Origin of the sequence: Streptomyces sp. NPDC048496, assembly GCF_043200055.1 — a bacterium.
In the GTDB taxonomy this organism is placed as follows: domain Bacteria; phylum Actinomycetota; class Actinomycetes; order Streptomycetales; family Streptomycetaceae; genus Streptomyces.
The window spans coordinates 112,843-130,851 of sequence record NZ_JBICXB010000014.1 but is presented as its reverse complement, the minus strand read 5'-3'; the positions used below and the strand labels follow the sequence as shown (position 1 = coordinate 130,851).

20 protein-coding genes and 1 pseudogene are annotated in these 18,009 nt (G+C 69.3%); 8 read left to right on the top strand and 13 right to left on the bottom strand.

The genetic code is table 11. The annotated features are described in order from the left end of the window. Positions 1–1,052 (top strand): cytochrome b N-terminal domain-containing protein (locus ACGFSA_RS16620; protein WP_393304755.1); only part of this gene is annotated, 1,052 nt, incomplete at its 5' end. Continuing rightward, positions 1,049–1,780 carry a hypothetical protein gene (locus tag ACGFSA_RS16615; protein WP_393304753.1) on the top strand — a complete coding sequence of 244 codons (732 nt, stop codon included), beginning with the start codon at positions 1,049–1,051 and terminating at the stop codon, positions 1,778–1,780. The genes ACGFSA_RS16620 and ACGFSA_RS16615, both read left to right, overlap by 4 nt. A 381-nt stretch (positions 1,781–2,161) precedes the next feature. Here the strand turns inward: ACGFSA_RS16615 and ACGFSA_RS16610 are convergent, their stop codons facing one another. Continuing rightward, positions 2,162–2,416: a WhiB family transcriptional regulator gene (locus ACGFSA_RS16610; RefSeq protein WP_393304751.1), complete on the bottom strand. Its 255-nt coding sequence runs from the start codon at positions 2,414–2,416 to the stop codon at positions 2,162–2,164. A 72-nt stretch (positions 2,417–2,488) separates the two neighbouring features. Next, entirely contained in the window at positions 2,489–3,289 is an 801-nt protein-coding gene (locus ACGFSA_RS16605) for a VOC family protein (RefSeq protein ID WP_393304763.1), read from the bottom strand. Positions 3,290–3,755: 466 nt separating this feature from the next. On the opposite strand from ACGFSA_RS16605, the gene ACGFSA_RS16600 reads away from it, so the two are divergent. Further along, complete coding sequence (locus ACGFSA_RS16600) at positions 3,756–5,963, top strand: DEAD/DEAH box helicase (RefSeq protein ID WP_393304749.1); 2,208 nt, start codon at positions 3,756–3,758, stop codon at positions 5,961–5,963. A 30-nt stretch (positions 5,964–5,993) separates the two neighbouring features. Here ACGFSA_RS16600 and ACGFSA_RS16595 read toward each other — a convergent pair whose 3' ends face one another. The 3 genes from ACGFSA_RS16595 to ligD all read right to left on the bottom strand — a co-directional run bounded on the left by ACGFSA_RS16595 (position 5,994) and on the right by ligD (position 9,489). Next, positions 5,994–7,007 (bottom strand): multicopper oxidase domain-containing protein, encoded by a 1,014-nt coding sequence (locus ACGFSA_RS16595; protein WP_393304747.1) that lies wholly within the window; start codon positions 7,005–7,007, stop codon positions 5,994–5,996. Positions 7,008–7,390: 383 nt separating this feature from the next. Next, the gene (locus ACGFSA_RS16590) at positions 7,391–8,470 is read right to left on the bottom strand and encodes an ABC transporter permease (RefSeq protein WP_393304745.1); all 1,080 of its coding nucleotides are present in this window, start codon (positions 8,468–8,470) and stop codon (positions 7,391–7,393) included. Continuing rightward, entirely contained in the window at positions 8,467–9,489 is a 1,023-nt protein-coding gene (gene ligD / locus ACGFSA_RS16585; protein ID WP_393304743.1) for a non-homologous end-joining DNA ligase, read from the bottom strand. Before ligD ends, ACGFSA_RS16590 begins: the two co-directional genes overlap by 4 nt. A 76-nt stretch (positions 9,490–9,565) precedes the next feature. Between ligD and ACGFSA_RS16580 the strand changes: the two genes are divergently transcribed. Further along, entirely contained in the window at positions 9,566–10,627 is a 1,062-nt protein-coding gene (locus ACGFSA_RS16580) for an ATP-dependent DNA ligase (RefSeq protein ID WP_393304741.1), read from the top strand. Here the strand turns inward: ACGFSA_RS16580 and ACGFSA_RS16575 are convergent. The 3 genes from ACGFSA_RS16575 to ACGFSA_RS16565 form a co-directional block, all read right to left on the bottom strand. Continuing rightward, entirely contained in the window at positions 10,616–10,843 is a 228-nt protein-coding gene (locus ACGFSA_RS16575) for a hypothetical protein (protein WP_393304739.1), read from the bottom strand. The genes ACGFSA_RS16580 and ACGFSA_RS16575 overlap by 12 nt on opposite strands. Before the next feature lie 324 nt (positions 10,844–11,167). Beyond that, positions 11,168–12,184, bottom strand: coding sequence for an MASE1 domain-containing protein (locus ACGFSA_RS16570; protein ID WP_393304737.1), 1,017 nt, complete (start codon positions 12,182–12,184; stop codon positions 11,168–11,170). Positions 12,185–12,273: 89 nt separating this feature from the next. Next, positions 12,274–13,104, bottom strand: a complete 831-nt coding sequence (locus ACGFSA_RS16565) for a PP2C family protein-serine/threonine phosphatase (RefSeq protein WP_393304735.1) — start codon at positions 13,102–13,104, stop codon at positions 12,274–12,276. Positions 13,105–13,173: 69 nt separating this feature from the next. On the opposite strand from ACGFSA_RS16565, the pseudogene ACGFSA_RS16560 reads away from it, so the two are divergent. The 3 genes and pseudogenes from ACGFSA_RS16560 to ACGFSA_RS16550 all read left to right on the top strand — a co-directional run. After that, positions 13,174–13,357, top strand: a pseudogene (locus ACGFSA_RS16560) (PucR family transcriptional regulator); the annotation flags it as partial. Between the two features lie 335 nt (positions 13,358–13,692). Continuing rightward, positions 13,693–13,956, top strand: coding sequence for a hypothetical protein (locus ACGFSA_RS16555; RefSeq protein WP_393304733.1), 264 nt, complete (start codon positions 13,693–13,695; stop codon positions 13,954–13,956). A gap of 275 nt (positions 13,957–14,231) precedes the next feature. Then, on the top strand, positions 14,232–15,071 hold the full coding sequence (locus ACGFSA_RS16550; RefSeq protein WP_393304731.1) for a hypothetical protein: 840 nt from the start codon (positions 14,232–14,234) through the stop codon (positions 15,069–15,071). Positions 15,072–15,149: 78 nt separating this feature from the next. On the opposite strand, the gene ACGFSA_RS16545 is transcribed toward ACGFSA_RS16550, so the two are convergent. The 4 genes from ACGFSA_RS16545 to ACGFSA_RS16530 form a co-directional block, all read right to left on the bottom strand. Beyond that, a complete protein-coding gene (locus ACGFSA_RS16545; RefSeq protein ID WP_393304729.1) occupies positions 15,150–15,863 on the bottom strand; it encodes an alpha/beta hydrolase in 714 nt (237 codons plus the stop codon). 66 nt (positions 15,864–15,929) lie between these two features. Then, complete coding sequence (locus tag ACGFSA_RS16540; RefSeq protein WP_393304727.1) at positions 15,930–16,112, bottom strand: hypothetical protein; 183 nt, start codon at positions 16,110–16,112, stop codon at positions 15,930–15,932. 15 nt (positions 16,113–16,127) lie between these two features. Further along, positions 16,128–16,673 (bottom strand): DoxX family protein, encoded by a 546-nt coding sequence (locus ACGFSA_RS16535; RefSeq protein ID WP_393304725.1) that lies wholly within the window; start codon positions 16,671–16,673, stop codon positions 16,128–16,130. A gap of 139 nt (positions 16,674–16,812) precedes the next feature. Further along, positions 16,813–17,013, bottom strand: coding sequence for a hypothetical protein (locus ACGFSA_RS16530; protein ID WP_393304767.1), 201 nt, complete (start codon positions 17,011–17,013; stop codon positions 16,813–16,815). A gap of 286 nt (positions 17,014–17,299) precedes the next feature. Here ACGFSA_RS16530 and ACGFSA_RS16525 point away from each other — a divergent pair, with 286 nt between their 5' ends. Then, positions 17,300–17,497 (top strand): hypothetical protein, encoded by a 198-nt coding sequence (locus ACGFSA_RS16525; RefSeq protein WP_393304723.1) that lies wholly within the window; start codon positions 17,300–17,302, stop codon positions 17,495–17,497. 18 nt (positions 17,498–17,515) lie between these two features. On the opposite strand, the gene ACGFSA_RS16520 is transcribed toward ACGFSA_RS16525, so the two are convergent. Next, the gene (locus ACGFSA_RS16520; RefSeq protein WP_393304721.1) at positions 17,516–17,974 is read right to left on the bottom strand and encodes a YchJ family protein; all 459 of its coding nucleotides are present in this window, start codon (positions 17,972–17,974) and stop codon (positions 17,516–17,518) included. Between the last annotated feature and the right edge of the window lie 35 nt (positions 17,975–18,009).

The window sequence follows — 18,009 nt, the reverse complement described above, 5'->3', positions numbered from 1 at the left end:
GCCGGGAGGGCAGTCGTCAGGCGCACGAAGCGCGTCAAGCCCGCTGCCGCAAGGTAAGCGGGAATCTCCCGGCTTCAGCCGGGAGAGCACTTCAAGTCTTCTACCACAAGCACACGCAGTTCCCCGGACCTGGGCGCACCGAACGCAACGTCGTCGGCCAGCCGCTCATGCCGGTCTACGTCGCCAAGGCGGGCGGCTTCTTCTTCCTCATCTTCGGCACCACCGCCGTGCTCGGCGGCCTGGCCCAGATCAACCCGATCTGGTCGTACGGGCCGTACAGACCGGAGCGGGTCGCCGCGGGATCCCAACCCGACTGGTACCTCGGGTTCCTGGAGGGATCCCTGCGCATCATGCCCGACTGGGAATGGACCGCCTTCGGCCACACCATCAGCTTCAGTCTCCTGATCCCCGCCGTGATCGTCCCGGGCATCTTGTTCACCCTGCTCGGTGCGTACCCGTGGATCGAGGCGTGGATCACCGGCGACACACGCGAACACCATCTCCTGGACAGGCCGCGGAACATGCCGGTCCGCACCGGACTCGGGGCCGCCTGGATCGCGGCCTACGGCGTGCTGTGGGCGTGCGGCGGCAACGACATCCTCGCCACCCACCTCCACCTGTCGATCAACACGATCACCTGGGCGGGACGCGTCGCCTTCTTCATCGCTCCGGTACTCGCCTACATGGTCACCGTGCGCTGGTGCAAAGGCTTGCAACTCCGTGACCGCGACAAGGTCCTCCACGGCCGAGAAACCGGCATCATCAAGAAACTCCCGAGCGGCGGGTTCGTCGAACGCCACGAACCCCTGGACCCCGCGGCGCGCCACATCCTGACCGCCCACGAGCAGTACGAGCCCCTCGAACTCCCACCGCCCGTGGACGACAACGGCGTCACCCGCAAAGCCACCCCCGGACAGCGGCTGCGTGTCCGCCTGTCCCGCTGGTACTTCGCCGACCAGATCCGCAAGCCGACCGCTGCACAGGCCCTGGTCGGCGCTCCGTCTCTGGACCACCGCGGCGAGACCTCCGCCGACCACGGGCCGCACGCATGAGACCCGACCCGGGAGGCCTCGACATACGCTCGACCACGCCCAGGGGGCCACGCGACGACGGTCCTGCCCGGGATCCGCGGATCGACCTCCTGCTGGTCCACGCCGTCCACGACGCCCTGCGCAGAGACCTGCGCCGGCTCGTCACCTGGTCGCGCACCTGCGTTCCGGTCGCCACCTTGGGCTGGATCGACTTCCTGCGCTACCTCACCACCTACCTCGACGCCGACGCCGACGTGCTGCGGCCGGTCCTGCTCGGCAGGAACCTTTCCGGCCCCGACCCCAAGCGCACTGCGGCCGAGACGGCACATGCACGTCGCCGCGTCACCCTCCTCGCGGCGACCGTCGACAACTGTCTGACCGGCCGCGGGCCCGGGAGCCGTACGGCCGAGTACATGACCCGGCTGGACGCCGCACTGACGGCATACCTCGACTACGAGCAGTCGGTCGTCCTGCCGCTTGTCGCGACCTGCATCACCACCAGTGAATGGGCGGACTTCGACGCCGCCCAACGCCACCCCCTCGGACTCAGTAGCGGAGTGGCACTGTGCGCCTGGCTCATCGACGGCACCCCGCCCGACCGACAGCAGGCGATCCGCCAACTGTTCCCGCCCGCTGTCCGGCTCGCCCACCGGTGGGTCGGAGCCCGCCATACACGTCGCATCCGCTGGGGCGAACCGGTACCGCCCACAAGCTCACAGCTCGGGCACGCAAGACGCCGGGTTCGCTGAGCGGACGGCCGCGGCGCAGGGAGGCGGGACCTCGCGGATGCCGCAGCCGAGGCAGCGGGCGACACGGCGGGCCGCGACGCAGGCGCGGCCCGCCTGACGGCCGCACCCCCCATGCCCCGGTGCGCGTCCGTGGACGTGTGCCGAGGCCCGGCCGTGCTGCCCGCGAAGGCGGCCGGAATCCGGATCTCCGGCTTTCGGCCGCGCCCTCCCGACTCGACGAGCGCGACCCGGACCCGTGGGTTCCGCGGAGAATCGCGCGGCCGGCACGCAGCCGGCCGATCCCGCCCCGACGACCATGTAGTCGTACTCGCTCAACTCGGCTCCCTGGAGATACGGACTCAGGACTGCGGAGGGCCGAATGCTGGGATGTACAGGGGAAGTTCAGGCCCGGTCGCGCTCAACTCTGCGCAGCCGTTCCCGCTCCTTCTCCGAAAGCCCGCCCCAGACACCGAACCGTTCGTCGTTTTCGAGGGCGTACTCCAGGCAGGCCACCCGGCCCTCGCAGGCGTTGCACAGCTGCTTCGCCTCACGTGTGGAGCTGCCGGGGGCAGGGAAGAAGAACTCGGGTCCCGCTTGCGCGCAGAGCGCCGTCTCCTGCCAGGCGAGTGCGGGGTCGGTCACGGTGTTGATCAGCATGGCGCACACAGTGCCCGGTCGCGATAAACGACTGCTCAACGTCGCATCAATGCGGGGCCGTACGCCCTTCGGTCAGCTTTCCGGCGTGTCCGAGCTCTTGATCACGGCGAACTGCGCCCCGTACGGATCGGCGACGTTGGCGAACTTGCCCACGCCTTCCATCTCCATCGGCTCCAGCGTCAGTTTGCCGCCCAGCCGCTCGACGTCCGCGACAGTGGCGTCGCAGTCGTCGACCTCGAAGTACGGCAGCCAGTGCGGTCCCAGAACGCCCTGCGTCGCAACGGCGTCGAGAGGTACGAGCCCGCCGAAGTCGGCCTGCTCGCCTCCGCCCTTGGTACGGATCAGAGTGTAGGACCCACCGCCGCCGGGGTACGCCACCTGTTGGGTCTCCCACCCGAAGACCATGCCGTAGAACGCGGCGGCCGCGGGTACGTCCGGGGTGTACAGCTCGGTCCAGCAGAGCGAGCCCGGCGTGCCCACCACACCCAGGCCGGTGTTCTTCCTCGGCTGCCAGGTCCCGAAGTACGCGCCGCCCCGGTCCGTGAAGCCGCCCATCCGACCGAAGTCGAGGACATCCATCGGATGGAAGGGCACCGCGCCGCCGGCCTGCTCGACCGCCTTGGCGGTGGCATCGGCATCGGGCGTCTGGAAGTAGACCGACCAGGACGGCTTGGCCTGCTCCGGGGTGACGGCCATGGCGCCCGCGACCGATTTCCCGTCCAGCATGAACATCCCGTACCCGCCGGTCTCGGGACCGCCGGGAACGAAGTCCCAGCCGAAGAGGCCCTGGTAAAAGGTGGTGGCCCGGTCGAGGTCGGGCGTGCCGAGATCGAGCCAGTTGGGGGATCCGGTGACAAAACCGGTGGTGAGCATGGCGCGCTCCTTCAGCGAGTCCCGCGTGGGCACTGCAGGGGTTTCTCCTGACCATCCGAGTCTTGCACCGGGCACTGACAACCGCTGACTGCGCAACGCGGGAAACCACTGCGCCTCGGCTCGGCCCTCATGGATGACCGGCGTATGACCACCAGAAAGGCTCATGCCTCGTAGGCGCCTCCTGCTCCGCCCCTCGGCCCACGCGCCGTCGGCACCTGTGCATGTCCGCAGCCGCCCGGTTCACGTGCTGCGTTCCTGTTTTCCTGCCGAGGAGCACCATGCTGCGCCAGGGCGCTGGAGGTCCTGCTGCTGTCCCCGGCCGAACGCCGTCCGCCCGCGTCCTGACCGCGCACCGGGGCTCTCGCTCCGCCGGGCCCGCACTGTCATCGGCCCATGGCACGATATGTCTCACTCGGGCAGCTGCCGGGCAAGGCGGCAGCGGGGCTGCGCGGACAGAGGTACGTAGATGACAGAGGCCGGGGAGACCGGTACCGGGGCGAGGGACACCGGGGCGCCGACGGGGAAGGCAGCCCGGGAGCTGATCGCAGAAGCCGAACGGCTGCTCGACGCGGCGCGTGCCGTGCTGGCCGACCACACCCGCGCGACCGACGCCATACACGCCGCTCTCACCCCGATCCTCGACTCCCTGATCCACCGTGAGCTGGCCGCGATCCCGGTCTCCCGGCTCAAGGACGTCACCGAGGGCCGGCTGCGCCTCGGCGCGGTCGAGCAGGCCGGTTACACGACGGTCGGTCAGGTCCATGAGGCCAATCGGTACGAGCTTCGCCAGATCCCCGGCGTCGGTGCGCAGACCGCCGATCAGGCGCTCGCCGCCGCGGGCCAGATCGCGCACGCGGTCCGGGACATGGTCGCCGTCCGGATCGACGTGGAGGCGCCGGACGAGTCCACGACCGCCCTGGTCATGGCGTTGCACCGTCTGGTCGAGGCCGGTCCGGACGTCCGGCGGGCCGTGGACGCGGCCCGCCGGCTCGTCGGCCGGCTGGAGCCGCTGCTCACCGAGGCCGGACCGGCCCGCGGGCGGTTGCGCATGCTGTTCGCCCGGCGGCAGGCCCGTACGGCGGCGCTCACCGCCGTCGCCTCTGTCCGGACCGTGGTCGCGGAGGCGACGGAGCGCGGGCTTCCGCTGCTGTTCGGGCAGGTGTCGGTCGATCTGCTGCGGGGCCCGGAGTCGGACCTTGCGGCGTGGGTCGACTTCGAGCTGCGGTCCGCCGAGTACTACAGCCTGCTCGCCGAGATGTCGGACACGCGGCCCGACCGGGACGCCGTCGAGGGGTTCCTTCCGTCGCGGATCGCCGACCGGGTGCGCGGGCTGCGGCTCGACGATGCGCATCTGCGGGTCTCCCTGCGGGGCTACCAGTCGTTCGGCGCCCGCTTCGCGCTCGCGCAGAAGCGGGTGATCCTCGGCGACGAGATGGGGCTCGGGAAGACCGTGCAGGCAATCGCCGCGCTCGCGCACCTCTCGGCGCGGGGTGAGACGCACTTCCTGGTGGTCTGCCCGGCGAGCGTGCTGATCAACTGGACGCGGGAGCTCCGGGCCCGGTCCACCCTGCGGGTGCTGCCGGTGCACGGCCCGGAGCGACAGGAGGCGTTCGCCGATTGGCGCGAGCGCGGCGGGGTCGCCCTCACCACCTTCGATGCCCTTCACACCCTCCCGGCCGCCCGGTACGGCGGGAAGCGGCCCGGCATGCTGGTCGTCGACGAGGCGCACTACGTCAAGAACCCCGCCACCCGTCGCTCGCGCGCGGTCTCCGGCTGGGCGGGGCGCACCGAACGGGTGTTGTTCCTGACCGGTACGCCGATGGAGAACCGGGTCGAGGAGTTCCGCAGCCTGGTCCGCCATCTCCAGCCCGAACTGGCACCGTCGATCAGGACCACCCACGGGGTCGCCGGCTCGCACGCCTTCCGTCGCGCCGTCGCGCCCGCCTATCTGCGGCGCAACCAGGAGGACGTGCTGACCGAACTTCCGGCGCTGGTGCAGGTCGACGAGTGGGAGGAGTTCAGCGAGGCTGATCTCGACGCCTACCGGGAGGCGGTCGCCGCCGGACAGTTCATGCGGATGCGCCGGGCCGCGTACGCCCGCCCGGAGACATCCGCGAAGCTGAACCGGCTGCGCGAGCTGGTCACGGAGGCCGCCGTCAACGGGCTCAAGGTGGTCGTGTTCTCCTACTTCCGCGAGGTGCTCACCACGGTCCGGGAGGCTCTGGGCAACGGGGTGTTCGGGCCGGTCTCCGGCAACGTTCCGGCCGCCCGACGGCAGGGGCTGATCGACGAGTTCAGCACGGTGGACGGCCACGCCGTCCTGCTGAGCCAGATCCAGGCCGGGGGCGTCGGGCTGAACATGCAGGCCGCGTCGGTTGTCATCCTCTGCGAGCCGCAGATCAAGCCGACGATGGAGCACCAGGCCGTGGCCCGCGCTCACCGGATGGGGCAGATACGCACGGTCCAAGTGCACCGGCTGCTCGCGACGGACAGCGTCGACCAGCGGATGCTGGACATCCTGGCCCGCAAGGAGCGACTGTTCGACGCGTACGCGCGGCGCAGCGACGTCGCCGAGACGACGCCGGACGCCGTGGACGTGTCGGACGGAAGCCTGGCCAGACGCATCGTCGAGGAGGAACAGCTGCGCCTGGCGACGGGGCCGACGGAACCTTGACCGGATTCTGTCGGCCTCGGTCCGTCGGCCTCAGGTCTTGTCGGTCATCGCCTTGTTGTTCATCGGTGTGTCGGCCTTCATGTCATGCATGGCATGGGGGTCGTAGCCCGGGACCGTGCCGTCCGCCTTGGCGACCAGCAGCAGTCCGGCCATGCCCCTGTCGGAGTGGCTCTGCACATGGCAGTGGTACATCCAGGCACCCGCGCCCACCTGTTCACCCGCGATGACCTGGAAGCCGAAGGAGTCCGCCGGGCCGACGATCTTCGTGTCGATGACACGGCTGGGATCATCGGGCCCGGTGAGCAGCCCGGTGCGGTTGTCCGCCCAGCGATGACCGTGGATGTGGAACGTGTGGTAGTAATCGCCGTGCGTGATCATGACTACTTCGAGCCGGTCGCCCTCGGTGGCCTCGAAGTTGGGGCTCTCGTGGGCCGCTCTGTTGTTGATCGTCATGTCGTTGAAGACAATCGTGATGGTCTTGTCCGGCAGGATGTCGCCCTTGCGCCGGACGACCACGGGGCCGTACAGACCCTTGCGGATGCCGCCCGTGCCGTGGTCCGTCCCGACGACATGGTCGTGGTAGTGCCAGTAGCCCGCGCTGCCGGGCTGCCACGTGCTGTCCTGCCGGCGGCCCGGCGCGTGGGTGCGCCAGGTGTACGTACGCGTGCCGCCCGGCTCGACGATGCTGTTGTTCATCCGGGTACCGTCGCTCGCAATGTCGTAGTCGACGCCGTGCACGTGCAGGCCGGCCGCCACATCCATCGTGTTCTCGAACTCGATGTGCAGGGTGTCGCCCTCGTTGATCTCGATGAGCGGCCCGGGGACCGACGCCTTGCCCTTCTCGAGGCCGTACCCCATTCGACCGTCCGCCAATTTCTCGGCGTACAGCTTGAGATGACGGATCACGCCTCCCGCCGGGGCGGCCCTCGGCGGGGGCTCCGCCGAGTTGGCGTCGATCGATCCGAGCGACAACGATGTCACGCCGGTCGCCGCCGCGATCCCGCCGCCCACCAGGAACCGGCGGTTGAAGCTCCTTCGATCCATGTCGAACTCCCCACTGCTAGACGGGTATTACGGAGACTTGCGGAGTCCTTCGGGGCACAGGTGGCTCCCGGGGCGGGCCATACCGCAGCCCGGGGATCTTCATCTATCCACACTAAGGACAACGTTCGCGCCATGACTGCCATAGCTATCGGCGAGTCGCGAAAAGAGGTCTGGCTTCGTCGGCTGTTGCAGTGACTCCATGCTGTTGCAGTGACCAAAGAGGGGTGGGTGACCACATGCAGCGCACACCACATCACAGGTCCAGATCGCGACGCAGACTCGCGGCGGCCGTGGCGGCCGGCGCACTGACTGTCTCGTTACTCGGCGGGACGTGATCTCGTACCGCGAGATCCGGATCAAGGAGCGTAACCGCTCGGTGAAGGTCAGGAGGCCGTGGCCGCATGCTGAGGCATGTGGTCACGGCCTCCCGGATGCCGGTGGCGCCATACCCAGAACACCGTGCAGGAGACCAGCGACCAGCCGGCGAGCACCAGGTACGGGAAGATCCGCTGGTGCCCCTGGTAGTAGACGGCGGCGTGCTGGGCGTTGACCGAAGCGCCCGGGGGGAGCCAGCGGCCGATGAAGCCCAGTACCGATGGCAGCAGCGGCCAGGACACCGCACCACCGGAGGACGGGTTGCCGAGCAGCACCATCAGTCCCCAGGTGGGGATCATCGCCCAGCGCCCCATCAGGGTGTTGAACATGGTGAAGACCATGCCTGTGGTGAACATCGTGAAGGCGAGGATCATCCACGACTGGACGAACGGCAGATCGACGGAGCTGAGCAGCCAGTCCACCACGGCGGCGATCGCGAAACCGCCGAGCAGCGCGTACGCCACGGTGAAACCGATCCGCTCCAGCGGGTTCAGCCCCGTGGCGTGCACACTCAGCTGGATGGCGCCGATGAAGCCGATGACCACCGCGGCGAGCGAGATGTAGAAGAGGGCGAGGCCGCGCGGATCGCCCCGCTGCAGGGGCTTCACGTCCGTGACCTTGACCGGCACATGGGCCGCTTCCCCCACCTTCAGCGTGGACTCGGTGAGCAGTTGGGCGACCGAGGCCCCGGACGCGCTCGCGACATCCATGGCGACCCCGCCGTTCGCGGACCGCACGACGGCGAAGACCTTCTGCTCCTCCAGTGCGGTGCGGGCCTCGGCTTCGGTGGCGTACTCGCGCAGCACCAGCGAGGTATCGAGCGCGACCTCCAGCCGGGCGAGGAAGGCCTTGTCGCGCGGAGAGTCGAGGGTGCCGACCACGGCGGCCGGGATGTTGCGCGGGGTCGGATTGGCCATCGCGTACGTGTAGGAGCCGGCGAAGAGACCGGCCGCCGCCGCGATGATGAACAGCAGCACGACGGCGGGCAGATACGGTGACTCCTTGAACGCCGCCCACCTGTCACCGCGGGTCCGGGGGCGGGCGTGGTCCCCGTGCGGTGTGACGGGCTCCAGGTCGGGCGCGCTCATGCCTCCCCGTTCTCGTCGTGCCGGGCGCGGCTCGGCTGGACCCGCTTGGGTTCGCCGGGCATCTTCGGATACTCCGGCGGGTAGGGCATGTCGCCGAGCCCGCGCTCCCGCTCGTCCCGGTCCGCCAGTTCCAGCAGCCCGTCGAGCCGGAAGGCGTGGTCGTCCATGTCCGCGTGCACGTCGCCGACCTCCGCGTACCGCTTCGGCATGGTGCGGATGTCGAAGTCCTGTGGCTCGGCGTCGTCGATCTCGTCCCAGCGCAGCGGCGCGGAGACCGGAGCGTGGGGGCGGGGCCGCACGGAGTAGGCGGAGGCGATCGTCCGGTCGCGGGCGGTCTGGTTGAAGTCGACGAAGATGCGTTCGCCGCGCTCCTCCTTCCACCACGCGGTGGTCACCCGGTCCGGCATCCGGCGTTCGAGTTCGCGGCCGGCCGCGATGGCCGCGCGACGGACCTCGGTGAAGGTCCAGCGGGGTTCGACGGGGACGAAGACGTGGATGCCGCGGTCGCCGGAGGTCTTGGGCCAGCCGCGCAGACCGTGGTCGTCGAGGACGGCGCGCAGCTCATGGGCGGCGGTGACCGCGTCGGCGTAGTCCGTGCCGGGCTGTGGGTCGAGGTCGATGCGGAGCTCGTCCGGGTGGTCGGTGTCGGCTCTCCGCACCGGCCAGGGGTGGAAGGTGAGCGTGCCGAGGTTGGCCGCCCATAGGACGGCGGCGAGTTCGGTGGGGCAGATCTCGTCGGCCGGCCTGCCGCTGGGGAAGGCGATGCGGGCAGTGGGGATCCAGTCGGGGAGGTTCTTCGGGGCGCGCTTCTGGTAGAAGAAGTCGCCGTCGACACCGTCGACAAAGCGCTGGAGTGTGGTCGGCCGGTCGCGCAGGGCGCGCGTGATCCCGGCGCCCACGGAGAGGAAGTACTCGGCGACGTCCCTCTTCGTGTAGCCCTTCTCCGGGAAGTACACCTTGTCGGGGTTGGACAGCCGTACTGCCCGTCCGTCTGCATCCAGCTCCACCGCTGCGCCCATGGGGGTCACGGTAGGCCGGGCTCACATATGCCGCATATCGGGAGCCACATCGAGGTATCCGAGCGAGAATCGGGCCATGGACCTGCCGGTGATGCCACCCGTGAAGCCGATGCTCGCCAAGTCCGTGTCCCGGATCCCGCCGGGCATGCTGTACGAGGCCAAATGGGACGGCTTCCGGGCGATCGTGCACCGCGACGGCGACGAGGTGGTGATCGGCAGCCGCACCGGCAGGCCGCTCACCCGGTACTTCCCCGAGCTGGTCACGGCGGTCCGGGAGAATCTGCCGCCGCGCTGTGTGATCGACGGCGAGATCGTCGTCGCGTACGACGGGAAACTGGACTTCGACCGGCTCAGCGAACGCATCCATCCGGCCGATTCACGGGTGCGGCTGCTCGCCGAGCAGACCCCGGCCGGTCTGGTCGCCTTCGACATCCTCGCGGTGGGCGACGACTCGCTGCTCTCCACCCGGCAGGCGGAGCGCCGAGCCGTCCTGGAAGCGGCGCTGTCCGGCGCCTCGGCCCCCGTCCATCTCGCCCCCGCGACCACCGACGCGGCCGTCGCCCAGGAGTGGTTCGAACGGTACGAGGGTGCCGGGCTCGACGGTGTCGTCGCCAAGCCGCTGGATCTGCCGTACCGCCCGGACGTCCGCGTCATGTACAAGATCAAGCACGAGCGGACCGCCGACTGTGTGGTGGCGGGATACCGCTTCCACAAGAGCGGCCCGGTCGTCGGCTCGATGCTGCTCGGCCTGTACGACTCCGAAGGCGTCCTGCAGCACATCGGGGTCTGCGCGGCGTTCTCGATGAAGCGCCGCGAGGAGCTGGTCGCCGAGCTGGAGCCGTTTCGGACGGAGTTCGCCAACCATCCGTGGGCGGCGTGGGCGGATGCCGCCGCCCACGAGGCCGCCCGGCTGCCCGGTACGCCGAGCCGCTGGTCCGGGAAGAAGGACCAGTCATGGGTGGCGCTGCGTCCGGAGCGGGTATGCGAAGTCGGTTACGACCACATGGAGGGCGACCGGTTCCGGCACACGGCGCAGTTTCGCCGGTGGCGGCCCGACCGCACCCCCGGGAGCTGTACCTACGCCCAGCTGGAAGAAGTGGTGCGGTACGACCTGGCCGAGGTGCTGTCAGCCCGCTGATGTCGCGCCCGACGGGGTGGCGCAGGGGTCGTCGCCCGGGCCGGGGTCCGGCGACGGCGGGTCCGTGGCCCCGGCCGTGTCGGTCGGGTCCGGCGGCGGGCTACCCGTCGGGCAGCCGGGGTCGTACCTGCCGCCGCCGGTGTCCGGGATGTTCGTGAAGCCGGCGCCGCCCAGCACCGGCCCGAGGGTCGGGGTGACGAGCAGCCTTCGTGGCAAGGTTCAGCGGTCACGACCAACCACCCTGCGACCGCCCGGACCGGCGCGAACACAAAGCGGGAGTATGAATTCCGCATACGGCTCGGGTCACGGCGGTATCGAGTTCCGCCACGGGTAATGCGCACCGACTGACAAGGTGGCCTTGCACCGTACGCACCCGCACACGAGAAGTCGTATTCGCGGGAAGATTCTCAAACGGCGGGATTGTGTGGCGGTGTTTCATGCCAGTAGCCTCACAACTCGTTGAATGGGGCGCCCGAACCGGCATTGCTCGCTCTGGACCCGGAACCCGCATACCGCACAGAGGGCGCCGGCCCGGCACCCCTAACGTTCGTCGGCGCGGCCGTCCGAGTCATCGGGGTCGTCGGACGTCTGCCACTGGTCGGTGACCGGGTGGTCCGACATGGCCGCCACTATATCGGCGAGCCGCCCGCAGAGCCGATTGATCTCGTCGTGGGTGCGGTTCCGCTCGGTGATGACCGCCGCGAGCAGCAGCGCGGTCAGCGCTGTGGCGCCGTTGAAGGCCTGGAGCGTGACCATAATGATGATGAGCTCCTTATGGGCGAACGGACCGGCCCCGCGAGTGGCGGCCAGAATCGCCAGCATGGAGACTCCGAGCGCACACGACGCGGCGCCGGCGCGTCCGAATCGGAACGCGGCCCAGATCAGGAACGGGAAGACAAGGAAGAGCAGGGAGGCGCTGCTGCCCGTCACCAGCAGCGTGACCGCAAGGGCGCCGAGGAACAGAGCCGCCGCTTCGGCCCACCGCCGGAGTGCCACACCGCGTGGCCACCGCGCCTCGCGAAGGACGAGCAGAAACGGTGCGACGACCAGCACGCCCATGGCGTCGCCCGTCCACCACACCGACCACGTGGGCCAGAAATCCCGTGCGGGCACGGCGCCGGAGAGCACCAGCGCACTGCCGCCCACGGTCGCACTGATGAGCGTCCCGCCCAGGGCGCCGATGAAGACCAGCGCCAGCGCGTCGCGCAGCCGGTCCAGATCGTTGTGGAACCCCGCACGCCGCAGCATCAGGTAGGAGCAGACCGATGCGAGCGTGTTTCCCACGACGATGAGCAGAACGGAGAGACCCGTCGGTCCGATGGGCACGTTCGCGAGAAAGGCCCCGATCGCAATGCCCGGCCAGACACGGAGCCCGAAGACGAGCAGACCGGCCAGGGCAATGCCGGTAGCGGGCCAGAGCGGCGTGACCTGTCCGCGCACCAATTGTTCGAGGAGACCCAGCCGGGCGGCCCCGTAGTAGGCGGCTGCGACAGCGAGGACCAGGAGAGTCGAGGCGCCCTTGCGCCGAAGCTCCGGATTGGTCACCACGGCAGTCATCAGACACCACCTGGAAAGGCTCTACCGGCCAGGACGGGCCGGGAACCACCTCGGTCGTTGCAGCGCGGAGCAGGCAGCGCGGGCCATGGCTACCCCGCGCCGGGGAGGCCGGCATATCGGACGACGAGGACTGCGGCATCGTCGCAGTGGCCCGTCAGATCGGCCACCTTCACCACTTCACGAGCCAGGTCGTCGGGGTCGCCGTCGTAACCATTGCAGACCAGCCGTACCACCTCCTCCAGCCCTTTCTCGATCGGGCAGGCCGGTCCTTCCACCACCCCATCGGTGACCATGACCAGCGAACCCGGCTCCGTCAGCCGTCGTCGCGTCACCGGATAGATCTCCCCGGGGAGTATGCCGAGGGGCGGACCGCCACTGTCCAGGATGATGCCGCAGTGACCGGCGGACGTGGCCCAGATCATCGGGATGTGGCCTGCGCGGGAGATGGCGAGCGCGCCGCTGAGCGGGTCGAAGGTCAGAAAGCAGCAGGTCGCGAATAGGCCACAGCCCATGGAAATGAGCAGATCATTGGCGCGGCTCAGTACCTCGCCCGGATCGGTCGTGGCGCAGGCGAGGGCTCTCAGGCTGGTGCGGGCCTGGCCCATGAAGGCAATGGCTTCCACGTCGTGACCCTGCGCGTCACCGATGGCGATCCCGACCGCCCCGTTCGTCATCGGAAAGGCGTCGTACCAGTCGCCCCCGACATCGAGACCGTCATTCGAAGGGGTGTAACGGGCCGCGATGGCCAGGTGGGGCAGCTGCGGAAGCTGGGGCGGGAGCAGATGGCGCTGCAATGCCTCGGCCAGTTCCGCACGCGCCCGCTGGATCCTGAGCCGCTCCAGCGCCTGGTCGACAAGACGCCCGAGGGTGAGCAGGGCTTCCTGGGAGCTGTCGGCATGGGTGGTGCGGTGTCGGCGCATGGCCCCTCCGGGGCGTTCCTACGTGACCCCTATACCACCTTAGACCCCCCATGTGCCGGTCGGCCTCGGTGGCTCCTCTCCGACCCGGTCCTCGTCGACCGGCTCGCCCCGTGCGAACTCGCGCCCATCGCGGAGATCAGCGCCAACCGGCGCGAGCGGCTGACCGAGACGCTGCAGATCTGGCTCGAAACCCGCGGTACCGCCGCCCAGATGGGCGAGCTGCTCCACGTACCCGCAGACGGTCCGTTGCCGAAGCGCACGCAGCACTGCCTCGGTCGAGAACCGCGACTCGGGGTCCACGAGTTGCTCGCCGAAGATGGTCTCCGGATTGCGCAAGCCGCGCGCCCGCAGCAACGACGCGCCGCTCTGATCGGCGCAGCGCGGATTCCGACCGAGCACGTATCTCACACGGAGTCAACTTACCTACGAGTAAGCAGAAATAGCCGGTCACTCTCAAACGGTTGCCAGACGGAGACGTTCTCCATGAGAAACCCGGAACTGCTTCCCGTTACATAAGGAGGAGTCGACCGCCCATCCGGCGGCCGTGGAGCACCGTCCCCTGGTCAACCATCCGAGAGGGAACCCCCGATGACCGCCTCGCACCTCCTCGTTCCCGTGCCGATCCCGGACCGGGTCGCCGAACTGATCGGGTCCTGCATCCCGCCGCACATCGTGCAGGCTGAGTTCGACGCCGAGTGCGCCGTCCGCGAGGTCCGCAGGTTCCGCGGCCCGCGGCTCTGCATCGAGGACCAGGCGGACCGCGAGCAGGCCCTGTCCGAACTGGCGCAGGCCAACAAGGTCCTGGCCGCCCACCATCCCCGGCTTGCGCTGCGCCCCGGCAGCTCCTGGTGACTCACCCGCATCCGACCCGCAGGTCGCCGCCTTTTCCTCGTACCGGGAAACGAGGTAACTGTCCGTGGCCTCGTGGCGGATCAGCGGGGCGCTCCCCCTCATGGACCGGTAGGCCCCGTAGGGGTCGGCGGCGAGGGCGGGCGAGAGAATGTCGGGCAGTGGCGACTCGTGCGACTCCTGTGGGGCAGAGGTGAGGATGCTCCAACGTGGTGAACGGGCAACGCCATCAAGGTTATTGATCCGCTGTCCGCCCCCACACCCCCCGGGAGAACCTCATGCCTGCCGATCCGCGCCCGTCCGTCCTCTTCGTCACCGACCTCGCATACCAGGCGCGCGGCCGCCGCTACTGCGACGAGGACATCTTTCTCACCTCGCGGCTGCGCGAGGAATTCGATGTCGCGCTCTGCCATCCGCGCGACGCGGCCGCGCTGCTCGACGGCTTCGACGCCGTCGTTGTCCGCAACAGCGGTCCGGTGCTGCACTACCAGGAGGCGTACGACGCGTTCTGCGCCCGCGCCCGCGAGCGGAAGGTGCCGGTGTACAACCCGCTGACCGGGCGCGGTGACATGGCGGGCAAGCAGTATCTGGTCGATCTGAGCACCGCGGAGTACCCGGTGATCGCGACCGTGGACCGGGCGGGCGATCTGGGGCTGCTGCCCGGGGCGGCCGAGTATGTGATCAAGCCGAAGCTGGGCGCGGACTCGGTCGGGCTGCGCTTCGTCACGCCGGACGAGCTCGCGGCTGAGGTGGGCGCCGAGCCGGACGGCACCGTGCTCGTCCAGCCGAGGATCGACTTCCGCTACGAGGTGTCCTTCTTCTTCATCGACCGCGACTTCCAGTACGCGCTCTACGCACCGCACCCCGAGCAGCGCTGGGTACTGGAGCCGTACGAGCCGACGGCGGCGGATCTGGACTTCGCCCGCCGGTTCGTGGAGTGGAACGACCTCGCACATGGCATCCAGCGCGTCGACGCGTGCCGGACGGCGGACGGTGAGCTGCTGCTCGTCGAGCTGGAGGACCTCAATCCGTATCTCTCGCTGGACCGGGTGACGGACGAGGTGCGGGAGGCCTTCGTGGCCCGGATGAAGACTTCGGTACGGGCGCTGCTGCGCTGACCAGGCCGGCCGTCCCCCACATGCGGGCCCGGACCGTCTCCGGCGCCCGGATGGAGTGGGTCGAGGAACAGCTCTGGATCACGACACACGCGGACCGGCCCGGTCCGGAAGGTCCCCGGGCAACGTTTCCCAATGAGCCGGCGCAGGTACCGGCCCTCCCTGCCGGGCGAGGAAGGCTGCTCGCTCGACCAGCCAGCCTGCCAGGGCCGCCAGCGCGTCACGGGCGATTCCATGGCCGACCTGGTCACGCCGGGAGATCGCAGGTGCCCCCGACTCGACGGTCAGGTAGCGCCACGTCCGGTCGAGCAGTTCGCGGGGAATGACCTGGTCGTGATCGCCTTGTGCGACGAAGACGGGCACTCCGGCGAGCCGTGCCGCATCGGTGGGCACCCCTGCCTCGAACGGCAACGTTCCGTACAGGATCGCCGCACCGGCGAACCGCGCGGGATCGTCCAGCAAAAGACCTCCCGCGAAGGCGGCTCCGCCGCTGAAGCCGATGAGAACAACCGGGCGCCCCGGCGGGGCGATGCCGTCGAGCCACAGCCGGAACCAGTCCATGGTGGCCCGCAGTGACTCCGCGACGGGTCGGCCGATGCCACGGTTGGCGAACCAGGCGAAGCCCCCGTGTTCAGCGATAGGGGCGCGAACCGCCGCGTACGAAAAGCCACGGGGCAGAGCGTCCGCCAGCCCGATGATCTCGGTCTCACGCGAGCCGCGGCCGTGCAACAGAACGACCAGCGGCCCCTCCGCGTCCCCTCGGGTCACCACAACAGGCGTGTCGAAACGGCTCACGACGCGCCTCCCGTGTCAGTACCGTGGGTCGGTATCGCAGGAGTAGTACTCACGAACGCTGTCCCTTCAGGCGGTGGGGCCGAGCAGTGCCCGGCCGATCTGCCGAGGCCGGTTGTTGTCGGCGGTGAGTGAGATGGTGAAAAGGCCCGGCTCGTGGTCGTGGTCCGTGTCCTGGGCCCGCAGGAAGGCCGCCCGTCCGGGCAGCTCGTGCTCGACGACGAAGCCGAGGACGTTGCTGGAGAAGTCCACAGCGAGCAACTGTGGTCAGTTTCGGATGAGCAGCACGAGAGCAGCGATCACGGCAGCAAGCGCCAAGGACGCGACGCCGTATACAAGCCGATGTGCCCGCAGCCCGGGGAGAAAACGGTCGACGGCGAACCTGCCCGGCCCGGTGAGGGCCAGCCCGGCCGCACCCGCGGACAGCAGGAGTTCATACTCGACACCCGTCGGGGCGAAGAAGCCGCCGCCCCACTTGACTGCGAGCGCGTTGATCATTGTGCCAAGCACGGCCGCGCCCGCGAGTGGCGTGACCAGCCCGAGCGCGAGGCCAAGTCCGCCGAGGACTTCACTGAGTCCGGCAATCAGCGCCATGGTTTCGCCGGACGGATAGCCACTCACGGTGAAGAACTGACCAAAGCCTTCAAGCCCGCCGCCACCGAACCAGCCGAAGAGTTTCTGCGCACCGTGGGCCGCCACTGTCAGACCGAGGATCAGGCGGAGGATCAGCAGCCCCACATCGTAGGCGTACAGAGAGGGGCCCTCCGTGCGGGCGCCGGAGGAGGAGCGGGTGGTGTGCAGGATGGAGGTCACTTTTTGCACGTGCCCTTCTGTAGGGAATGGAAGGTTGAACTTTCAAGCGTTAGGGGAAGAGTACCTGTTGCGTGAAACTTCAAGCAAATTCTTGAGAGAGACGGGGCCTCGAAGTCGCCGTTGGGAAATACACCGAGGCTCAGCACCCCGAGGGGTCCTGCAGTGCGGGTGTACCCCCGTCACTTCGCCGGCAGCTCCAGCCCAGCAGCTCGATGGCAGCGTCGAGGCCGATCTCCGGGTCCCAGCCGTAGGGCTCGAACAGTGGCCGGGTGCCGACTATGAGCTGGACGCCGAAGGGAGAGCCGGTCAGCCACGACGCCCCCGCCCCGGACGGCACCACGACCAGCGCCTCACGGCAGCCTCCGGCGTGACGGGCCCGCGCTCCAGGGCCTCGGCGGCACATTCAAGGGTGCCGCACCGGCCGAGGGCGGCGGCGTCCTCAAAGCCTTCCCATACGGGTACGCCACGACCTGGCGGTGCGCCTCGCGGCGACGACTCGTGCGAAGACCATCCGGGCGGTGATCAGTCGGCGAGCCCCGACATCACATCGCCCTCGCCAAGGCCCTGGTGCCTGCCTCTGGCGTACTTCGGCCGCCCTCCTACCGGAGCGGTTTCGTCGTTGGGCGATGCGCCGCCTCGTAGGCCCGGCGTTCGGTGCGGGCGGCCGGGCGGGACGTGCGGTCACCGCCGACGCGCGGATGTGTGGGCACCAGGTCACCGCGGTGGTCAGGGACCCCGAGAAGTACGCCGGGCTCGCGGTGGCGCTGGTGGACGAGTTCGAGAAGCCGACGCTCCACCGCACGCGGGTGTCCGTCTTCAACTGAGCCGGGCACGGGCAGCCGTCAGTCGATGAAGACCGCCGTCACGTAGACCCAGGCACCCTCGTGCCGGACAAACCGGCTCTTCTCATGGAGCGATTCCGGTCGGCCGTGGTCCATGTAGTGGGCGCGGAAGGTGACCGTGCCCGTGGTGTGGAACGCGCTGCCGTCCGTCGTCTCCAGGATCTCCAGGCGCACCCAGCGCATTCCGGGATCGAAGTCGACGACGGGCGGCCGGGTGTCGGGATGCCAGGTGCGGATGAGATACGCCGCGTCCTGGACGACGAAGGCGGCGTACCGCGAACGCATCAGCGCCTCGCAGGTCGGCGCGGCGGCGGTCCCGGCGTGCAGTCGTCCGCAGCAGTCCGCGTACGTGGCAGGCAGGCCGCACGGGCACGGCGAAGCCGGAGTGATCGTGGTCACCGGGGCGTTCCGGGTGCTCGCGGCGAAGGGCTGCCGGGGGCGTGAGCTGCGTCGGGACATGCGTCCATTGTGACCTGTGGCGGGCGGGTCAGTGC

Excerpts from the sequence above, each read along its gene's own strand:
- ACGFSA_RS16600 (WP_393304749.1), top strand. The coding sequence starts at position 3,756 with ATGACAGAGGCCGGGGAGACCGGTACCGGGGCGAGGGACACCGGGGCG.
- ACGFSA_RS16595 (WP_393304747.1), bottom strand. The coding sequence starts at position 7,007 with ATGGATCGAAGGAGCTTCAACCGCCGGTTCCTGGTGGGCGGCGGGATC.
- ACGFSA_RS16525 (WP_393304723.1), top strand. The coding sequence starts at position 17,300 with ATGCGCCGCCTCGTAGGCCCGGCGTTCGGTGCGGGCGGCCGGGCGGGA.
- ACGFSA_RS16565 (WP_393304735.1), bottom strand. The coding sequence starts at position 13,104 with ATGCGCCGACACCGCACCACCCATGCCGACAGCTCCCAGGAAGCCCTG.
- ACGFSA_RS16615 (WP_393304753.1), top strand. The coding sequence starts at position 1,049 with ATGAGACCCGACCCGGGAGGCCTCGACATACGCTCGACCACGCCCAGG.
- ACGFSA_RS16605 (WP_393304763.1), bottom strand. The coding sequence starts at position 3,289 with ATGCTCACCACCGGTTTTGTCACCGGATCCCCCAACTGGCTCGATCTC.
- ACGFSA_RS16520 (WP_393304721.1), bottom strand. The coding sequence starts at position 17,974 with ATGTCCCGACGCAGCTCACGCCCCCGGCAGCCCTTCGCCGCGAGCACC.
- ligD (WP_393304743.1), bottom strand. The coding sequence starts at position 9,489 with ATGGGCGCAGCGGTGGAGCTGGATGCAGACGGACGGGCAGTACGGCTG.
- ACGFSA_RS16550 (WP_393304731.1), top strand. The coding sequence starts at position 14,232 with ATGCCTGCCGATCCGCGCCCGTCCGTCCTCTTCGTCACCGACCTCGCA.
- ACGFSA_RS16555 (WP_393304733.1), top strand. The coding sequence starts at position 13,693 with ATGACCGCCTCGCACCTCCTCGTTCCCGTGCCGATCCCGGACCGGGTC.
- ACGFSA_RS16570 (WP_393304737.1), bottom strand. The coding sequence starts at position 12,184 with ATGACTGCCGTGGTGACCAATCCGGAGCTTCGGCGCAAGGGCGCCTCG.
- ACGFSA_RS16610 (WP_393304751.1), bottom strand. The coding sequence starts at position 2,416 with ATGCTGATCAACACCGTGACCGACCCCGCACTCGCCTGGCAGGAGACG.
- ACGFSA_RS16580 (WP_393304741.1), top strand. The coding sequence starts at position 9,566 with ATGGACCTGCCGGTGATGCCACCCGTGAAGCCGATGCTCGCCAAGTCC.
- ACGFSA_RS16590 (WP_393304745.1), bottom strand. The coding sequence starts at position 8,470 with ATGAGCGCGCCCGACCTGGAGCCCGTCACACCGCACGGGGACCACGCC.